At 68.7% G+C, this 18,573-nt stretch carries 17 protein-coding genes; 6 read left to right on the forward strand and 11 right to left on the reverse strand.

Annotated features, from left to right (window positions below; genetic code table 11):
• Nucleotides 1-7 precede the first annotated feature (7 nt).
• The 11 genes from HUS23_05800 to HUS23_05850 all read right to left on the reverse strand — a co-directional run bounded on the left by HUS23_05800 (nt 8) and on the right by HUS23_05850 (nt 12,776).
• Nucleotides 8-745 carry a YfiR family protein gene (locus tag HUS23_05800; GenBank protein QKT03349.1) on the reverse strand — a complete coding sequence of 246 codons (738 nt, stop codon included), beginning with the start codon at nt 743-745 and terminating at the stop codon, nt 8-10.
• On the reverse strand, nt 745-2,679 hold the full coding sequence (locus tag HUS23_05805) for a TonB-dependent receptor (protein ID QKT03350.1): 1,935 nt from the start codon (nt 2,677-2,679) through the stop codon (nt 745-747). The genes HUS23_05800 and HUS23_05805 overlap by 1 nt, the downstream gene beginning before the upstream one ends.
• Nucleotides 2,680-2,792: 113 nt before the next feature.
• Nucleotides 2,793-4,799: a PAS domain-containing protein gene (locus HUS23_05810; GenBank protein ID QKT03351.1), complete on the reverse strand. Its 2,007-nt coding sequence runs from the start codon at nt 4,797-4,799 to the stop codon at nt 2,793-2,795.
• Nucleotides 4,800-5,213: 414 nt separating this feature from the next.
• Complete coding sequence (gene nirK / locus HUS23_05815; protein ID QKT03352.1) at nt 5,214-6,572, reverse strand: nitrite reductase, copper-containing; 1,359 nt, start codon at nt 6,570-6,572, stop codon at nt 5,214-5,216.
• Between the two features lie 103 nt (nt 6,573-6,675).
• Nucleotides 6,676-7,725: a hypothetical protein gene (locus HUS23_05820; GenBank protein ID QKT03353.1), complete on the reverse strand. Its 1,050-nt coding sequence runs from the start codon at nt 7,723-7,725 to the stop codon at nt 6,676-6,678.
• Between the two features lie 117 nt (nt 7,726-7,842).
• A complete protein-coding gene (locus HUS23_05825; GenBank protein ID QKT03354.1) occupies nt 7,843-8,151 on the reverse strand; it encodes an FkbM family methyltransferase in 309 nt (102 codons plus the stop codon).
• Nucleotides 8,152-8,502: 351 nt separating this feature from the next.
• The gene (locus tag HUS23_05830) at nt 8,503-9,801 is read right to left on the reverse strand and encodes a tetratricopeptide repeat protein (protein ID QKT03355.1); all 1,299 of its coding nucleotides are present in this window, start codon (nt 9,799-9,801) and stop codon (nt 8,503-8,505) included.
• Nucleotides 9,802-9,919: 118 nt separating this feature from the next.
• A complete protein-coding gene (locus HUS23_05835) occupies nt 9,920-10,396 on the reverse strand; it encodes a hypothetical protein (GenBank protein QKT03356.1) in 477 nt (158 codons plus the stop codon).
• Nucleotides 10,397-10,419: 23 nt separating this feature from the next.
• Nucleotides 10,420-11,082 carry a zf-HC2 domain-containing protein gene (locus tag HUS23_05840; protein QKT03357.1) on the reverse strand — a complete coding sequence of 221 codons (663 nt, stop codon included), beginning with the start codon at nt 11,080-11,082 and terminating at the stop codon, nt 10,420-10,422.
• Between the two features lie 9 nt (nt 11,083-11,091).
• The gene (locus tag HUS23_05845) at nt 11,092-11,676 is read right to left on the reverse strand and encodes an RNA polymerase sigma factor (GenBank protein ID QKT03358.1); all 585 of its coding nucleotides are present in this window, start codon (nt 11,674-11,676) and stop codon (nt 11,092-11,094) included.
• A 311-nt stretch (nt 11,677-11,987) separates the two neighbouring features.
• Entirely contained in the window at nt 11,988-12,776 is a 789-nt protein-coding gene (locus HUS23_05850) for a DUF5602 domain-containing protein (GenBank protein ID QKT03359.1), read from the reverse strand.
• A 523-nt stretch (nt 12,777-13,299) separates the two neighbouring features.
• Here HUS23_05850 and HUS23_05855 point away from each other — a divergent pair.
• The 6 genes from HUS23_05855 to HUS23_05880 all read left to right on the forward strand — a co-directional run bounded on the left by HUS23_05855 (nt 13,300) and on the right by HUS23_05880 (nt 18,569).
• Nucleotides 13,300-14,112, forward strand: a complete 813-nt coding sequence (locus HUS23_05855; GenBank protein QKT03360.1) for a helix-turn-helix transcriptional regulator — start codon at nt 13,300-13,302, stop codon at nt 14,110-14,112.
• Nucleotides 14,113-14,233: 121 nt separating this feature from the next.
• Nucleotides 14,234-14,677 carry a DUF302 domain-containing protein gene (locus HUS23_05860; GenBank protein ID QKT03361.1) on the forward strand — a complete coding sequence of 148 codons (444 nt, stop codon included), beginning with the start codon at nt 14,234-14,236 and terminating at the stop codon, nt 14,675-14,677.
• A gap of 49 nt (nt 14,678-14,726) precedes the next feature.
• Nucleotides 14,727-15,518, forward strand: coding sequence for a methyltransferase domain-containing protein (locus HUS23_05865; GenBank protein QKT03362.1), 792 nt, complete (start codon nt 14,727-14,729; stop codon nt 15,516-15,518).
• Nucleotides 15,519-15,877: 359 nt separating this feature from the next.
• Nucleotides 15,878-16,972 carry a BamA/TamA family outer membrane protein gene (locus HUS23_05870; protein QKT03363.1) on the forward strand — a complete coding sequence of 365 codons (1,095 nt, stop codon included), beginning with the start codon at nt 15,878-15,880 and terminating at the stop codon, nt 16,970-16,972.
• A gap of 212 nt (nt 16,973-17,184) precedes the next feature.
• On the forward strand, nt 17,185-18,276 hold the full coding sequence (gene arsB / locus HUS23_05875) for an ACR3 family arsenite efflux transporter (GenBank protein QKT04994.1): 1,092 nt from the start codon (nt 17,185-17,187) through the stop codon (nt 18,274-18,276).
• Nucleotides 18,273-18,569 carry a hypothetical protein gene (locus HUS23_05880; protein ID QKT03364.1) on the forward strand — a complete coding sequence of 99 codons (297 nt, stop codon included), beginning with the start codon at nt 18,273-18,275 and terminating at the stop codon, nt 18,567-18,569. The genes arsB and HUS23_05880 overlap by 4 nt, the downstream gene beginning before the upstream one ends.
• Nucleotides 18,570-18,573: the final 4 nt, after the last annotated feature.

Raw genomic sequence — 18,573 nt, forward strand, 5'->3', positions numbered from 1 at the left:
TGCATCATCATCCTATTTGGCGAATACCGTCCTTGATCCCGCAGCGGGTGCCGCGGCGGCCGCCTACCATAGCGTCCGCGCCGCCCGGTTGCCAACTCGGCAGCGCCGGCCGCCGTGCGATGCAGTTCCCGGTGGCGGCGGCGAGACGCCCGCCCTCCTCATAGCCACAGGGCCCGCGGCCGCTCTCGCCCACCACGCGCGCGATCCCGAGCAGACGCGAGCTGATGCGCAGTTCGCGCTGCTGGGCCGCGCCCACGTTCACCGTCAGGCGGACGCGCTCGTGCTCGACGCGGAAGGCGATCACGCCCCCGTCGAGCGCGAACGGTTCGCCCTCGCCCACGGTCAGCACCGGACCGGAGCCCAAACGCTGCAGATCGCGCCGGAGCGCCTTCTCATCGCGGTGTCCGAGGTACACGATCTGACAGCCGCGCGCTTGTTCGGCCGAACGCGGACGCTCGATTACCACCGCGCGGCTGCCCGCGGCGGCGAGCTCATCCAGCACGCCGCCGAAGGGATCGTGGCCCAGCACACACACGCGCATCGGCACAGGGACCGGCGCCGGCCATTCGACGTAGTCGGCGAACTGCAGCAGGAAGGCCGCCTTCAGCTCGTACTCGCTCGCGCCGGAGCGCGCCACGGCACTGCCCGCCACGGCCGCCAGCAGCAACGCAAGCAGGCCGCGCGCGCACCAGCGGCGCCCAAGGGCGAGCATGGCCATCCGGCGGCTGCGTGTGACGCCGCGCATCAGAAGCGCCGCTCCGCGGTGAGGTAGACCGAACGCTCGACGCGATTGGCCTCGGTGAATTCGGCGTGGTCGCCGTTCAGGAGGTTCTGGCCGACCAGGTCGATGGACAACAGCGGGCGCGGCCGCCAGCCGACGCGCAGGTCGAGCTCGGTGTAGCTGGCCACCGCGCGTGGCGCGGTATGCCCCGGCACGTTATCCACGTAGCGCAGCCAGGCATCGAGCTGCACGCGCTCGGTGAGGTCGTAGCGCGAGAACAGGCTGATAGTCTGCTCGGGATAGTTGTCCCCGTGCCCCGCCGAGCGGGGTTCCATATCGGGCGCCGCCGTTGCCCGCAGGTCGAGGTAGGCGTAGGCGAGGTCCAGGCGCCAGTCGGGACGCGCCTGCCAGCGGAGCGCGAGTTCCAGGCCGTTGGCGGTCGCCTCCACACCGTTGGTGTATTCGAACTGTTCCGGTGCGAACGCGCGGTCGCCGATGATGCGGTCGTACTCGTTGTGGAACACCGTGGCGTCCAGAAACAGTCCCGGTACCGGTGCCACGCGATAGCCCAGCTCGTAGGCCCAGAGCCGCTCGGCCCGCAGCGCGTCGCCACCGCCGCGAAGTGTGCCCAGCCCCTGGACGACGGCATGGATGTCGCGCTCGCCGCGGCTGGGGATGCGCACCGCACGCGAAACCGCAGCCCACACCGTATGGCGGGTGTTCGGGACCCAGGCGACGCGCGTCGAGGGCTGGAACTCCCAGCCGGTGTAATCGTTGTGCTCCAGCTTGCTGCCGAGCGTCCACTCCAGCGCGTCGGTGAGCCGCACCGTGTCCTGCAGGAAGCCGCTGTAGGTGTCCACGTCGCGGCGATCGGGCACCATGTCGATGCCCGGGCTGCCGTCGAAGCGGTCGCGGATGTGGCGGTAACCCAGCCCCCACACCAGGTGGTGGCGCTCGGCGAGCCGATAGGTTTGATGGAAGTCGAGGTCGACGGTCAGCACCTGCTCGCGCATCAACAGCGGGTCGGCCTCGTACCAGTCGACGTAGGTCTGCAACTCGTAGCGACTGTCGTCGCTCTGCTCGCGGGTCCAGCGGCCGAGTAGGTTGGCGCCGCGGTTCTCCACCTCGTGCTGGGGCTGCAACGGCTCGGGGATGAGGGCGCGCGTGGGCTGACTGCGGTCCTCGGCGGTCTGGTACACGTCGCCCTGCAGGGTGAAGCCGTCGCGCGCGTCGGGACCCCAGTCGGCGCGGAAGCCGGCACGCCCCTGCCACCAGTCGTCGCCCCGGCCGGCGCCGGTGCGGTCCACCAGTTCGTCGTAGTCGCGATACTTACCGTAGGCGCGGTAATGGCCGTGCTCGCCGAGTTCCCCGCCCCAGCGCGCCACGGCGGTGTCATGCGCGGTGCCGACGATACCCTTGGCCAGCCCGCCCTGAGTGGCCGCGGCGGGTTTGGTGATGATGTTGATGATGCCGTTCACCGCGTTGGCGCCCCATTGCGTGGCGCCGGGGCCGCGGATCACCTCGATGCGGTCGATGTCCGCCAGCACGGTATCCACCGCCTCCCAGTTCACGCCCGAGTGCACCGGGGTGTAGACGCTGCGCCCGTCGATCTGCACCAGCATCTTGTTGGAGAACTGACCTTGGAAGCCGCGCGCGCTGATCGCCCAGGTGCGGCTGTTGATGCGCGCGACCTGCAGCCCCGGTACCAGCCGCAGTGCCTCGGGAATGCTGGTGGCGCCGGAGCGGCGAATGTCCTCGGCATTGAGCACGAATACCGCCGCCGCACTGCCCGCCAGCGGCTCGGGGCGGCGCGACACGGTGGTAATCGGGATGTCGGACAACTCTTCGATACTGAGCTCGAGCAGGCGCGCGCTCTGCGCGCTGACCGCCAAAGGGCTCAGCGCGAACAGCAGGACGGCACCGCGCGTTGCGCCGCGCTGGATTAGGGCGTGGGTCATGCGATTCTCTTTCTTCTTGCGGCCCATCACGGCGATGCCCGTGACGGCGAGGCTGCGCCGCTAGGGCGCGGATACCGTAGCGTCCGCCGGCCGGAAATGCCAGTGCGCGGTCGTCAGTCGCCCGTGCGCGCCACGCGCGTACCGCCGTGGTGCCGCCCGCCCGGCTGCAGGTCGCGCGCATCGCGCGGCAGGGTGACCGTAAAGGTGGTGCCACGGCCCGGGGCGCTGTCCACCGTCACGTAGCCGCCATGCGACTCGGTAGCACCGCGCACCAGGGTCAGGCCGATGCCCCAGCCGCGTTTCTCGTGCGAGCGGGCCGGCTCGCGCCGGAAAGGCTCGAACAGCACCGCCTGGATCTCGGGGTCGATGGGCTCGCCCTCGTTGTGTACGTGCAGGCGCACCTCTTCGTAACCACCCTCGGCCGTCACCACCACCGGCGCAACGGGGTCGCCGTACTTAACGGCGTTGTTGAGCAGATTCTCGATGATGCGGCGTAGCAGGTGCGGATCCCAGAAACCCTCCAACTCATCGGTGGTCTCCAGGCGGTAACGGTCGCCGTGCACCGTGGTGAGGTCGTCGATGACCTCGCGCACGATGCGCCGCAGGGCGCACGGCTGCACCTGCAGCGGCAACCGCTCGCCGGCGCGCACCAGGTTGGCGTCCAGCAGGGTCTGCAGCATGCCGTCCAAGCGGTCGATGTTCTCGATGATACGCCCCTGGAGCATGGGCACGGTGCTGTGGGTGGGTGCACGGCGCGCCAGCAGCTCGGCGCTCATGCGCGCCGCCATCAGCGGCGTGCGCAGGTCGTGCGAGAGCGTGGAGACGAACATCTCGCGCAGTTCCCGCTCGCGCTTGAGCAGCTCGATGGACTCGCGCAGCGAGCTCTCGATGCCCTTGAGATGTCCGATGTCCTGACAGAGCAGCACCGCCACCGGCGCGTGGCCGTAGGTAGCGGGAAGCATCTCGGAATAGAAGTTCATGTGGAAGGTGCCGGCGCGCGTGTGCCACACGGCTTCCTCGCCGCCGAGGCGCTCGCCCCGCGCCGCGCGGGCGAGGGGTATGTTCTCGGCCGGCACCGGCTTGCCCGCGGTGTCGGTGAAGGTGAACACCTGCGTCGCCACCGCATCCACCGGCTCTTTGGGAATCGGCGCGCCGTACACGCGATCGGCCGCCTTGTTGGAGAACAGCATGCGCCCGGCGCCCGGCTCCACCATGATGATGGGCAGCGGCAGCAAGTCGAGCACCATCTCCAGCCAACGCTGCTGGCGCTCCACCGCCTCGCGCGCGTTGCGCAGCAGGTCCTCGGTCTCCTTGCGGGCGGTGATGTCGCGCGAGGTGCCCGCCACCGCGACGACCTGGCCGTGGGGGTCGAACACCGGCGCGAGGTAATACTCGTAGTGGCTGCTGCGCCCCGCCGTGTTGGTGTAGCCGAGCTCGCTGCGCACGACGCTGCCCTTGAGGGCGTCATCGATCTCCGCGGTCAGCTTGCGCACCAGCTCGTCCGGCTGTCCGAGCTCCGCGTAGGTCTTGCCCACCGCCTCGTCCAGGGATTTACCCCACAGTTCGAGCAGCGCGCGGTTGGCGTAGGTCAGGCGGTGATCGGTGTCGAACAGGTAGAGGAGATCGGGCACCGACGAGAGCAGCGTGTCGAACATGGTCGCCTGGCGCTCCATGCGCTGGGCGAGTTCGCGATAGCTCGCCTCGCGTTCGCGCAGGGCCTGCTCGGCGCGCGCCTTCTCCTCGTGGTCGCGCTTCTGCTCCAGAGCGCGTACCACCGCCTGGCCGAGGCGCGCCATGCGGTCCTTCTGCAGATAGTCGGTGACGCCCTGCTTCATCAGCGACACGGCGAGTTCCTCGCCGATCGCGCCCGACACGATGATGAAGGGGATCTGCAGCCCCCGCTCCTGCACGATCTGCAAGGCACGAGCGCCATCGAATTGCGGGAGCTGGTAATCGGCGAGGATCAGGTCGAAATCGGGCGAGAGCGCCGCGACGAAGTCCTCCTCCGACCAGACGCGCGTCCAATCGGGCTCGAAGCCCGCACGTTTGAGCGCGTAGACCTCCAGCTCCGCATCCGTGGGCGTGTCCTCGAGTATCAGCACTCGCAGCGGTATACCCATCGTGGGTCGGCTCTCTCCCGTAGCTGGACCACTTGTCGCCGCCCGACGCGGTCGACAATCCGACAAACAACGGTATCTGTTCCGCGGAAACGGCTCAAGCGTGCAGAAGCGGGCGCGTAATCAAGTTCACAGTTCCGGGACAGAACAGCCCGGATGGCAATACCTTAGCGAGGCCCCGGGGGCAATCCGCCGCCCCGCCCGCCGCGTCGGCGCGGCGCCGCAGGGCGTAGCCGGCGGGGCGCGTGTGCACGGCACCGCGGTGCCAAGATGCATGACACCGCGCTCGCAGGTTGTTGAAAAAATGACGCCTAACGTTAGACAGGGAGGCTTCGCCCGCTGAAAAAGGGCAGGACAGGCCATTTTCTACATTCGGCGCGGCATGGCCGGGAACCCACGTCCGAAAGCAGAGGCTGCTCAGTCGACCGATTCGCGGAAGATCTCGGGGCGCTCCTCACCCTCGGCGTACAGGAAACCCACCAGGCCGCGCTCGAGGCGCGACAGCGAGTGATCGACCAGGATGTAGCGTCCCGGCACGTCCAGGGTGAACTCCACCACGGATGAACCGCCCGCCGGCACCAGCGTGGTCTGCACGTCGGTAAGCGGCGGCGCGGTCAGCGAGCCCTGATCGTACACGCGCTCGAAGATCTCGCCGATCACGTGGAAGGAGGACACGAGGTTCGGGCCGCCCACGCCGAAATAGATGCGCACCCGCTCGCCCACCCTGGCGCGCATCGGGAACTGGTCCGTCAGGGCATCGACCGCGCCGTTGAAGACCACGTACTCCGGGCGCTCGTCGAGCAGCTTTTGCACGCTGAACTCCTGCGCGCCGCGCTGACCATAAGGGCGCTCGGTATAGAGCTCGCCCTGCATGACGTAAAACTCGCGATCCACCGGCTCCAGGCCCTCCTCGGGCTCGACCAGGATCAGGCCGTACATCCCGTTGGTAATGTGGTGCGCGACCATGGGCGTGGCGCAGTGGTAGACGTACAGGCCGGGGCGCAGGGCCTTGAAGGTGAAGCCCTTGGTCTCCCCGGGCAGCGCCTGGGTGGCCTCGGCCCCGCCGCCGGGACCGGTCACCGAGTGCAGGTCGATGGAGTGGATGTGCATACTGTCCGCGGCGTTCTTCATCACCACCTCGACGGTATCGCCCTGGCGCACGCGCACGAACGGCCCCGGCACCTTGCCGTCGAAGGTCCAAAAGCGGTAGCTGGTGCCGTCGGCGAGATGGCCCTCGAGCTCCACCGTCTCGAGTTCCACGCGCACGGTCTCGGGCGCGCGCCGGGTGAGCGGCGGCGGCACGTTGGCCGGATCTTGCGAGATACTGGGCGCGGCGGCCTCGGCCTCGGCGGCGTCCCCCACTACCAGCAGCCCTTCCATGCCGGCCGCCTGGTGGCCCGGCAGGGTGCAGATATAGGTGAAACTGCCCTCGTCGCGCGCGCGAAACGACACCGCCGTGCTCGAGCCGCGCGCCGTGATGATCTCGGACTGGACCTTCAGTTCCGGCACTGCGATGTCGTGCTGCACGCCGTCGCTGTTGACCAGCGTGATCTGCACCACCGCCCCCGGCTGCACGCGCAGCTCGGGATTCACCACTCCGTCGATCGCGCCGCCGATGCCGCGAAACACCATGCGACCCTCGGCCAGCGTGGTCTCGAGGGTGAAGCGCACGTCGGGGGTGTACTCCGCCGGCCTTCGTTCCTCCGCCTGCGCGAAGCCGCTGGCGAGGAGAACGAGAACGGCGAATAGCCGCGTGTACAGGCCGACGTGTTGCATGATGCGCTCCTACTGCAGCCAATCACGCGCCCATCCAGTGGGGACCGCCGTCACCGCACCCGGGCGTTACATATAGTTATAGCCCGGGACCGGTGCCGCTACATCAGAGGCCGGTGGCCCGCGGACCGCGGAGCTTCGGCAACGGCACCTGGCGCGCTGGCTGTAACACCCGTTGCGCGCGCATCAACGACTCCTCCACCAGCTGATCGAACGATGCCGCCATCTGCAGCATAGTCTTGCGGTCCACCTCGCTAAGCGAGGGGCCAGGTCGCGCCTTGATCAGCTCGCCCGACTGAGCGCGCGGGCCGACCGGCACGTTGTTCACGTCCACGATGTAGATACGCCCGTCCGTACGGTCGCGCAGCACGTCGAGTTCGCCGAACTCCAGCCCGAAGTCGCGCGCGAAGGCGACGATCTTCGCCAGTTCTTCCCGATCGAACACCTGATGCGGGGCACGCACGTCCACCCGCGAATAGCAGGACTGGAACTGTGCCCCCGGCATGACGTGCTTGCAAAACACCAGCGGCACGGAATAGCCATGGACCGGCACGCGGTAGTCCAGGAAACCGCCGTCGGGCAGCGTGTTGTCCACTGCCTTTTGGTACGTGTAGCAGGCGCGCACCGCCTCCGGCGGCAACGGGCAATCCACCACGCGCGCATCGTGTACGCCGTTGTCCTCCGCCTTCTCCACGGCTTTACCTTCATAGCGGGTCGGGTCGACCTTCAAGGCGTAGCCGAAGCTGCGCTCGAAGGCCGCGGCGACGGCGGTCTTGCTGGTATCGCGCAAGCGCCCGTTGATCAGCGGACCGCCCTTGGGCAGACGTAGCACGTCGCCCGGCTCGGCGCGCGTGCTCGAAAAAAGGTGCACCGCCACGTCGTGGCGCCGACGCGGGTCGTTGACGAGCTTGTAGCCCAGGATGCCGCACAGCTTGTAGATCACGTAATTGTCGATCGGCAGCTGCGGATAGAACAGTACGGTGCGTTTCGGCGCAAACTGGATCCGCAGGCGCCGCAGGAACAGCCCTGTGGCGGTGGGAAAGCGGGCGCGAAACGCCTGTTGGGCGCGCGCGAGTCCGCGCGTGGCGCGATAGTCCTCCCGGACCTTGGGTGGCAACAGCTGGGTGATGGCCGAGCGTAACGCCGTGGTCTTCATGATCTCCCCCCCTTGACCTTCCAAACGGCGGGACTCGGGCTCCCGCGCGTTCGGCCTCCTACCTTGGAGTTCGGGCGCCGCCGGGCTTCCGCCGGCTCCTTCTAGCGCCCTTGAATTTCAAGATAGGTCACCGGGTCGGAACTTCAACTCGGACCAATGCGGCGAAGGGCTGGTGGATCTTAGGTATGGCGCCGGCCCGTCGCCGAATGCGGCGAAACGTGCCCTGGCGCGGTTCTTGATGACGCGTTTCTCGGTGCTGCCCCACACCGCAGCCTTCAGCGCCGTGACGTTCGGCAGGTGCCGGGTGTTCGTTTCCAGCAGCGCGAAGTTGCCGTCTTCGGGTTCGACCGCAAGCCGTGCCCTGGGGTAGCGCTGCGCGAAGTAGAGCGCCGAGGTGCCGATGTTGGCGCCGGTATCCAGAATCACCTTCGGGTCGCGGCAGCGTATGCCGGCGCACTCTTTACGGTACAGGCTGCTGATGGCGACGTTGAGATCCGGCGGTGCGCAAGTAGACCTCCGTGCCGTTGATCGGGAGCTTGCGTATCACCTCCCTGCCAAGGAAACTGCGGCGGTACGCTCATCCACCGCCGGCGGTGATACCCGGCAACGCCCGCGCGGCCAGGCTCACCGACCTGCTGCCGCCGAGGGCTGCAGCGCGATTACATCCTCGGGCCTGAGGCAGCGGCTCAGGTCACCGCCATTCGAGACAGCGCCCGGCCCAGGCCTCGTCGACTGAACCCGGCCGCGCGACGGTCGGAGAACGTCGGGGCGCTGCTCTTAGAACAGGCGCTCCAGCCCGAGCATGGTCTCGTGGCGGGAATAGTCGAACTCGGGGTCGTTCGACTGGTTGTGGGTGTAGAGGTGGCGGCCGAACAGGTACCAGTGTCTGGTCAGGATACGATCGAGGCGCAACTCCATCTCGTACTCTTCGTCCACGCGGCGGCGGTTGGTGCTGATGCCTAGGCGCGGCGGGCCGATCGTTTCCTGTTCGAAGCGGCTGTAGCGGTAGCGCCCCGCCACGGTCAGGTCCCACGCGCGCGACAGCGGGTAGCCGAGCTGCGCCGAGAGGGCATTGCGCTGCGGCGAGCGGCTGGCGAAGGGCTCATCCTGCGGCAAGTCGTCCCGATCGTTCAGCTCCAACTCATACCCCAGTGTGAGGGAAGCCTCCGCCAGCGGTGAGCGCAGTTGAACACCGGCGCGGTGGCGCCAGCCGGTGAGGTACTCATAGGGCGCCTCGGCAACGATTCGGCTCGGCCGGTAGCGCAGGCGCAGCTCCGCGCCATCTTGAAAAGGCCGGGCCGCCTCCAGGGTGAGCGTGCCGGCGGACTGGAACACCTCCCCGCCGAGAAACAGGCGCTCGGCGTGCGCGCCGATCCCGCTACGCCACACCTCGCCCGTGGTGCGGTGCATCATGCCGAGGCGCAGCGAGGACTGATCGAACGCATCCACGTCCGCGTAATGCCGCAAGTAGAACGCCGCGTCCAACTCCCACGACTCACCCAAAGGGTGGCGCACGCCGGCCAGCACTTCGCCGAAGGCGTCGCCCTCATCGCGCGTGCCGATCTGATCCGCGTCGCGCACCAGCGCCACGTTGGAGTCGTATCCCGCACCCAGCGACAGCACGCCGGCGGTGCGGCGACTAGCCACGGCGCGCGGCTGCGCCTGAACCAGCGCGCGCGCCGCCAGTGCCCGCAAGGCCTCCGAATCGGTGGTGTCGTGCGCCTGCTGAAAATGTTCGCGCGCCGCGCGCGTATCGTTCAGCTTCAGCGCGATCAGGCCGAGGTTGTAATGGGCGTTCGCCGCCTGCTCGGCATCGCCCAGCAGGCCCTCGAACTCCTGGCGCGCCTCGTGATAGCGCCCCAAGCGGTAGTAGGTGACGCCGAGGTTGTAACTGAGCTGCGGCGAATCGAGGCCGGCGCGCCGCGCATCGATGAAGTGTTGCAGGGCACCGCTGTAATCGCCCTGCGCAAAGGCCTCGCGGCCGGCCGCCGACGCCGCCTCTGCTGGCGCATCGGCCGCGACCGCGGCCGCGGCGAAGAACCCGATGGAAATACAAAGGTACTGCCACGCCCTCATGGCCGACTCCCCTGGGAAATGGACATCCACCGATGGAACAAACAAAAACGCGGCCGGCGGCAGAGCTCTGCCGTCGGCCGCTACGGGTAGCCCGCTTACGCGGTGATGGATTGCGCCATCACCGGGTGCGGACCTCCGCCCCCACGTCGGTGCGCAACTCGTTGCGCATCACGCGCGCCTCCGCCGAGACCTCGGCCCCAAACCCGGCACGCGCCTCCTCCCTCAGCTGACGGGCCTCTTCGGATACCTCCTCACGCGCCTCGCGGCCGACGGACTTGGCGTTCTGCGCCATGCTCTCGGCGTGCTCGCGGGCGTGCGCGGCCGCCCCTCGGGCATGCTCCTGCGCGTGGCTGCCGGCGCTCTGGGCGTGCTCGCGGACGTGGTTCGCGTTGTCCAGGCCGCGCTGCGCGCGCTCCTTGGCCATCTCGGCGGCCTGCGGCGGCAGCTCGATCACGCGATCCACTGCCGCGGGCACGCTGCCTTCGTCCGAGATCACGCTCATGGTGACGTCGAGGTCTGCCTCGGCGCCCGCGGCCAACACCGGACCGGCGCTCAGGGCCATCGTGAAAGCCAGCATCTTCGGTACCATCTTCATGTTGTCTCTCCTCATTGTGATCTTCAAATGGCTACACCAGGGGCGGTGGCCGCTGTGCCCGCAGGTTCCTGTGCCCGCACCTGCAGGTTGAACAGCCGGCGCTGTCCGCCGTACTCCATCTCGGCCACCACCTCGCCGCCCGCGCCGCTGCGTACCACCAGCGGCAGGGTCAGCTGATTGGTGCCGCGCTCGAGGTCGGTTACCCAACTCAGCGTGCGCTGTTCCGGGTAGCCGTGCAGTTCGACCCCTTCCGGCAGGCGCACCGTCAGCGTCACCGCCTGCAGAGCCTGCCCGGCTTCGAACATCAGCTTGACGTTGCGCGGCTCGGCCGCCGTGACGGTGACGCCCGCCAGGGCCGCCGGCCCGACCTCGGCCTGCTGCGGGAGGGTCAACAAGGCACCGACCGCGACACCGATCATCAGGCTCGCCGCCAGCGCCAAGCCGCCCAGCGGGCGCCGCCGCGGCTGGGCCGCGACCGCCCGCGCCAGCGTGCGGTCGGCAAAGCCTGGCGGGGGCGGCGGTACCGGCATCGCCCGCAGCGCCGCATCCAGCGCCTGGCGATCGGCCAACGCCCCCGCACAGGCCGTACAACGCTTCAGGTGCGCCGAAACCCGTTGCCGCCGCGCTGGCGGCAGATAGCCGTCCAGCCAGTCGTCGAGTTCCGATTTGATGTCACGGCAGTTCATGTGCCCTCCTCACGCACTAACACGCTCACGCCGCGCAAAAGGTTCCCTTTCCAGATGCCGGCGCAGCTGCGCACGCGCACGGTGCAGGCGGGACTTGAGAGTACCGAGCGGCGTCTCCAGCAGGTCCACCAGTTCGGTCAGCGTGTAGCCTTCCACATCGTGCAGCACCAGCAGCGCGCGGTGGTCGTCGCTCAGCGCCGCCAAGCCCGCCTGCAGGCGTTGGCCGGTCAGCCACAGCTCCGTCTCCGCCTCGGGCGAGGCCGTCTCGCCAACCAAGGCATCGAGACCATCGTCCGACTCACTCGGCTCGACCAAGTAGCCGTGCGGCGAGCGCGCCACACGCCGCCGCGCGTCGACGAACAGGCGGTAGAGGGCGCGCGTGAGCCACGGGCGCAACTGCTCCACGGCGCGCAGTTCGTCCACGCGCTGAAACAGCTTGATGGTGAGTTCCTGCAACAAGTCCTCGGCATCCTCGGCATTGCCGCTGAAGCGGTAGGCCATGCGGTACAGGTAATCGAGGTGAGGACGCATCAGCGTTACGAAGGTGTGATCGTGCGCGTTACGCTTCCATACGTTGTGTGCCAACCAGCCCATCGTTCCCTGTTCTTTTTGCGGCGACTAGCGACCGTTGCTCCCTGACACGAACGGCGCCTGGAAAAGGTTCCATTGCGATGCAGCATAGGTGCGCCGCGAACGCAGATTAGGGACTTGGTTCACGTTTTCGGATCGTGCGGATGACGCCGGGCGCACAAGCGTGAAGGGGCCCGCACGGCGGCACGCGCGCCGGGGCTCGCTGTCGTCGAGCGGCAACAGCTTCGGGAGGAAGGAAGGAGCAGGTAATAGGTCCCGGCGACGGCGCCCGCCGGGACCATCTGCGCAACGGCTAGGCCGGTGAGATAGCCGGGCTAGTGCCGAACGAGGCCTTCGAGCACCACGACATGCGCTTCGGTCTCCGCGTCATAGCCGACGCGGTACTCGGTCGGGTAGTACGCGGTGCGGTGATACCGCTCGGGCAGCGGGATCGCCTCGCGCACGTCGGCGCGCGTCTCGAGAAATGCCTTGGTCACCATCGGCTCCACGAACACCATCTCGCCATCGTAGAAGCCGTAGATGAAGGTCTTGGTGAACGGCTGCTGGTTGAACTCGGGCGCACCGGGGTGGATGGCGTGCGCGCCCATGCGCGGCTCATCGGTGCCCTCGGGCAGCACATACCCCGCGGGCATGAATTCCGTCGCCGGCGCTTTGCTCGCCCGCGCGCGGTCCTCGCCTTCGCCGGTGATGCGGTTCCGCGCCTCGTCATCGATGAGGTAGAAATGAAAATCGAAATGCGCCACGTCGTACACGCCCGGCGGAAAATGCCCGTGCGGATTCCAGTCCACGGTCACGTGGTCATAGCCGGTCGCGGCGGCCTCCGGTGGCAGGTCCAGACGATACTCCACCGCCGGACCGGCGTGGCCCACATCGGAGGGCAGGCCCGTCAATGCTGCGGGGGACAGCCGCACGCCGAGCGCGATGGGCTCGCCCTGCGCGTCCAGGGTCACGAAGCTGCGCGCCTCGCCCTCGCCCACCGCGGTCGGGGGACCCTCGTAGGTACCCGCCCGCGATGCCTGGTCATAGCCGCCGGCGCAACCGGACAGCGCCAGCGCGCCGGTCAACACCGAGACGACCCCCGCTTGCAGTGCAATACGCTTCATAGCCTCCTCCTGCGGCCGCGCGCGGCGGCCCGTGTCGGCCGTCGATCACCGGATCGGCAGGTGCCCGCGCCCGCGCGACGGCCTGACAGCGGGCACGCGCGAGGTCGTCCGGCCAGCGCCGGGCGCGCCTCTGCGCCTGGATCATCGTGCAGTATGGCGCGCGGCGCGCGTCGCGCAAAGAAAGCTCACGGCGCGCGCCACGAAACCGGAACCGCAACACGCCGGCGCGTCAAGGGGCCACGCAGCCGAGCTGCACGCGCGGGACGCACGCACGGTGCCCGAGAGCCGAAGATCGGCGATACAGGATAGCCTCCGCCAGCCCCGGCTGGTGTCCCTCAGCTTCGCCGCAGCGTCATCGCTCACGATCGAGAGCAGTCAGTGGCGAGCACTGCGAGCAGCGGCAGGTTCAGGTCCAATCCCGACTAGACTTGGGCGTAGCGTCAGACGGCACCCGTGATGGGCCCATGAGGTGATCCAGCCACACCCTGTCCTTACACCGCCGAGCGGCACCGCGGCCTCCTGCATGCAGGCGCCGGCGGTCGCGCTGCGCGACCGGGTAGTGCAATACCGCAGTTACAGCGAGACCTTCGCGCCGCCTTACCGGCACCTGGAACTCGCGCGCGGGCAGGTCGTCATGGTCATCGGGTCCGGGGCCCCGCTGCGGTTGCAGAGCGAAGGTGCCGTGCAAGGCCACCACTCCTTCGTGGTCGGTCCCGACCACCGGCCGCTATTCGCCGAGTTCACCGGCCCGCGGGCCTGCATCGAGATCATCCTCCCACCCTGGGCGGCGCGCGAGCTTCTGGGGGAGCCGGTGCTGGAGCTTGGCGGGCGCCCCGCCCCGCTGGATGAGTTGCTTGGCGCGGAGGCGCAGCGCCTCGGCCTACAACTCGCCGCCACCCGCAGCGGGAGCGAGCGCTTCGCCCTGCTCGACAGCTTTTTCCGGCGCCGGGCGGCGCGTGCCGGCCGTGAGGCCCGCGCCGAAATCCGGTGGGCCTGGGCGCGGCTGGCGGCCGCGGGCGGCGCGCTGCCGGTGGCGGATCTATCGCGGACGCTCGGCTGGAGCCATCGCCACTTCGTTGCCCGCTTTCGAGAACACACCGGGCTCACGCCGAAAGCCGCCGCGCGTTGGTTGCGTCTCGGGCGCGCCGCCGAACTGCTGCGTCAGGACCCGCGGGTTGCCCTTGGCGGCGTCGCCGCTGCGTGCGGCTATGCCGACCAGAGTCACTTCACGCGCGAATTCCGGGCGCTAGGGGGCTGCACACCGCGGGCGTACCGGCACCACCTGGAGCACGCGGCAAGGCGGGTAACATTTGTTCAAGACGCACACCCTCCCTAGCACTATGTTCACCGAGTCGGTTCGCCGGTCCGGCTGAACACTCCGCCCCCGCGACCGCGGCAGCGGACCGGCACCCGAGGCACACGCCCCGGCCGCGGCGCGGCATAGGGAGGCATACGCCATGAAGAAACTCGTCACCTGCCTATCGTTCACGGTCCTGCTCCTGGGCTTCGCGCAGCACAGCGTCGCCGAGTCGGACGAGTTGTTCATCGTGCACGAAGTCGCCGGCTCGCCGGCCGAGCTCGCGGCCCGCATCCAGCAGTACGCCACCGCACAAGAAGACTGGATCTTCCTCGCCGAGTTTCCGCTGAAGGGCGGCGAACTGACCGCGGTGAAAATCTGCTACCTGCCCATCGGCGAGGACATTTTCGCCGCCGGACTGCACGTCGGTGCGATGATGCCCTGTGGGCACATCGCGGTGTACGAAGAGGACGGCACGACCCGCATGTCCATGCTGCATCCCCGCTTCATGACCGTGCTGCACCCCGACCCCAACCTCGCACGCGCGGTCGAGCGCGCCGAGCCGGCCTTCGAGGCGATGCTCGACGAACTGGGCATTCAATGAGACCCACGCCGCAGGTTCCATCTCGGCGCATGACAAGGAGGTACACCCTATGGCAACCACCGCAGCAACCGCCGGCGCGGCGGTCGATCGACAGGCCCTTGAGCATAAGGTCAAGGATATGTACCGCCGCGTGGCGGAAGAACCCGAGGGCGATTTCCACTTCGAAATGGGACGCGGGCTCGCCGAGCGCCTGGGCTATCCGCCCGAGGACCTGGACCGCATTCCCACACCGGCCGTGGCCTCGTTCGCGGGGGTCGGCTATCACATGGACCTCGCGGACATACGCGCGGGCGATGTGGTGCTGGACCTCGGCAGCGGCTCCGGCATGGACACCTTCATCGCGGCACTGAAAGTCGGCGCCGACGGTCGGGTGCTGGGGCTCGACATGACCGAGGCACAGCGCGCCAAGGCCCGGCACCTCGCCGAGGAGGCCGGCATCGACATGGTCTCCTTCCACGAGGGCTACATCGAGGCGCCGCCGTTCGAGGATGCGAGCGTGGACGTGGTGATCAGCAACGGCGTGATCAACCTGTCCGCCGACAAGGCACAGGTGTTCGCCGAAGCGGCCCGGGTGTTGAAGCCCGGCGGGCGCTTGGCGATTTCCGACATCGTGACCGAACAGCCGCTGCCGGAAGGGGTGACCTGCGACGCCACCCTGTGGGCGGCGTGCATCGGCGGCGCCATGCAGGAGGACGCCTATCAGACGGCCATTGCCGCGGGCGGGTTGCGCATCCAACAGGTGCGCCAGAACCCGCAGTACCGCTTCCTGACCGAAGCGGCGCAGGGCGCCAGCGCCACCTATGGCGTGAAGAGCATCTCGCTGCTGGCGCTCAAGGAGTGACGAGCAAAGCCACGCGTGAGGCCGGCTAAACCCGCGCCAGACCGCAGCGCGGGCGGGGCGACAACTCGCGCGCCGTACGCGGCGCGTGAGCGGAACGCGCGGCTCGGCGTTCCGCTCGCCCCGCTCGTCCGCGGGTGGCGATCGGCGTCGCGCGCAGGATGACGGTGCAGGCGTGGGCACGGGCGCGCGCACCTACACTGTGAGACGTCGTGCGGCCCGCTTGCGGCCGCGTCCGCACATGCCGTGGAGCGCGATGCCTTGACGCTGCCGGACCTGGAACCCGGGCCCGAGAGGGTGCTGTTCTGCCGAACGGACGGCGCGCCACCCTGCCACGCGGTCGGCGCGCCGGCCCGGGCGCCATGCTAGTGCCGGTGTCCCGCCGGCGCCGCCACGCCCGTGCCGCGGCAATCGCCGCCGTGGCGACGCTCGCCGGGGTCCAGCCGCTGTCCGCCGCCGCGCGCGACACCGAATGGATCTTTGTGCCGTTCCCCATCTATGCGCCCGAGACGTGCTGGGCCCTCACCGTGTCCGCCATCGGCAGCACGCGCTTCGGCGCGGCGCCCGCCTCGAGCCTGGTCGCCAGCGCGGCCTGGTCGGAACGCGAACAGCGAAGCCTGAGCCTGGATCCGCGCATTTACCTCGAAGAGGGCTGGCTGCTGCAGGGGCGCCTCGCCGCGGCGGACTGGCCCACCGACTACTTCGGGTTGGGCGCCGACACGCGCCAGGCGGACGAGGAGACCTACGAGTCCCGCAATCTGGAAGCGGACCTCAATCTGCAGCGGCGCACCGGCGCGCGTTTCTGGATCGGGCCGCGGCTCGCGGCACGGCATTACCGCTTGCAGGAGGTCGTCCGCGGCGGCCTGCTCGATCGCACGCGCCCGCCCGGCTTCGACGGCGGTCTCGTCGCCGGTGCGGGGCTGGTGACGAGCTACGACAGCCGCGACGACGTGTTCGCACCCGAACAGGGTCTGTATCTGAACCTGGGTATCACCGCGTACGGATCGGCGTTCGGTAGCGACTACCGCTTCCGCGAGTGGGTGCTCGACACGCGCCAGTTCGTGCCGCTGCGCCCCGGCTGGGTGCTCGCCCTGCATCAGCACGCGCGTCTGACGCGCGGGGACGTGCCGTTCCAGGAGCTCTCGCTGCTCGCCAACACCGCGCCTCCGGCCCGCTTGCGCGGCTACCTGACGGGGCGCTTCCGCGACCGCGACGGCTTAACGCTCCAAAGCGAGCTGCGCTTTCCGATCTGGCGTCGCATCAGCGCGGTGGCATTCCTGGCCACCGGGGATGTCGCGCCGCGGCTGACCGAGCTGTCACCCTCGGACTTCAAATGGACCGGCGGTGCCGGACTTCGCTACCGCGTGAGCGCTACCGAGCGCATCAATCTGCGCCTCGACGTCGCGGTGAGCGAAGAGGATACCGCCGTCTACTTCGCGCTCACCGAAGCGTTCTGAAACATCCGTCGGGACGGGTGACACGGGCGTGCGCCGCCCCTACTCTTTCATCCCGTAGCGCTTTACCATGGCCGGCCGCGCCGGCGCCGGGCCGCACTGGAAGCCCGGCCGCCGCTGCGCAGGAACGAACGGCTTCCCGCGTGCGGAGAGCTGTACAGGGCGAGTTCGCCCTGCGCAACGTCGACAACCCACGGGATGCAAGGACCCTCACCATGAGCGAGTCGATGTCCGGCGAGGCCCTGGTCTCCACCCGCGAGGCGATGGGTCCTTTCGCGCGCAATCTGAGCGTGTGGGTGGCGCTGTGCATCGTCGCGGGCGTCGCGCTGGGGCAGCTTCTGCCCATCGTGCCGGAGACCCTCGCGCGCATGGAGTACGCCTCGGTGTCCATCCCGGTGGCCCTCCTGATCTGGGCCATGATCTTCCCGATGATGGTGCAGATCGACTTCGCGGCCATCCTCGGCGTGCGCCGCGAGCCCAAGGGGCTCGGCATCACCACCAGCGTGAACTGGCTCATCAAGCCCTTCACCATGTTCGCCATCGCGTGGTTCTTCCTGCTGGTCGTGTTCGAACCGTTCATCCCACCCGACATCGGGCGCGAGTACCTGGCCGGCGCGATCCTGCTGGGGGCGGCGCCCTGCACCGCGATGGTGTTCGTATGGAGCTATCTCACGCGCGGGGATGCGGCCTACACCCTGGTCCAGGTGGCGGTGAACGACATCATCATGCTGTTCGCCTTCGCGCCCATCGTGATGCTGTTGCTCGGGATCTCCGACATCCTCGTCCCGTGGGAGACCATCGCGCTGTCCGTGCTGCTCTACCTCGTCATCCCGTTCGCGGCGGGGTACCTCACCCGCACCGCGCTGATCAGGCGCAACGGAATCGCGTGGTTCGACAACGTGTTCATGAAGCGTCTGGGGCCGGTCACGCCCACGGGACTGCTGATCACCCTGCTATTGCTGTTTGCCTTCCAAGGCGAGCGCATCCTCGCCAACCCCTTCCACATCGGCCTCATCGCGGTGCCGCTGATCATCCAGACCTTTCTCATCTTCTTCATCGCCTATTACTGGGCGCGCGCCTGGCGGGTGCGCCATGCGGTGGCCGCCCCCGGGGCGATGATCGGCGCGAGCAACTTTTTCGAGCTGGCCGTGGCCACCGCCATTGCGATGTTCGGCCTGCAATCGGGCGCCGCGCTCGCCACCGTGGTGGGGGTGCTGGTGGAGGTGCCCTTGATGCTCGCGCTGGTGCGCATCGCCAATCGCACCCGGCACTGGTTTCCCGCACGTGAGGCGCCGCATCGCCGATGACGCACATCACCCTGAGCGCCGAGGCGCGGGAGTGGATCCTGGCCAACCGAGGGAGCGTCACGCTGCGGGCCTCGCCGCGCCACGGCTGCGCCGGCGGCCATGCGGCGGTGCCGGTGGCCACGCTCGGTGCACCGGAGGCGAGCGAAGACTATGCGCGTACGAACATCGACGGGGTAGACGTCTTCGTCGCACGCGCGCTGGAGGGAGAGCCCTACCGGATCACGCTGGAGGGCCTCTGGGGCTGGCAGCGCCTGGGGGTGGAGGGCGCCCTAAGCACGTGGCGCCGGGAGTGAGACG

The organism is Ectothiorhodospiraceae bacterium 2226, from assembly GCA_013348725.1.
In the GTDB taxonomy this organism is placed as follows: Bacteria; Pseudomonadota; Gammaproteobacteria.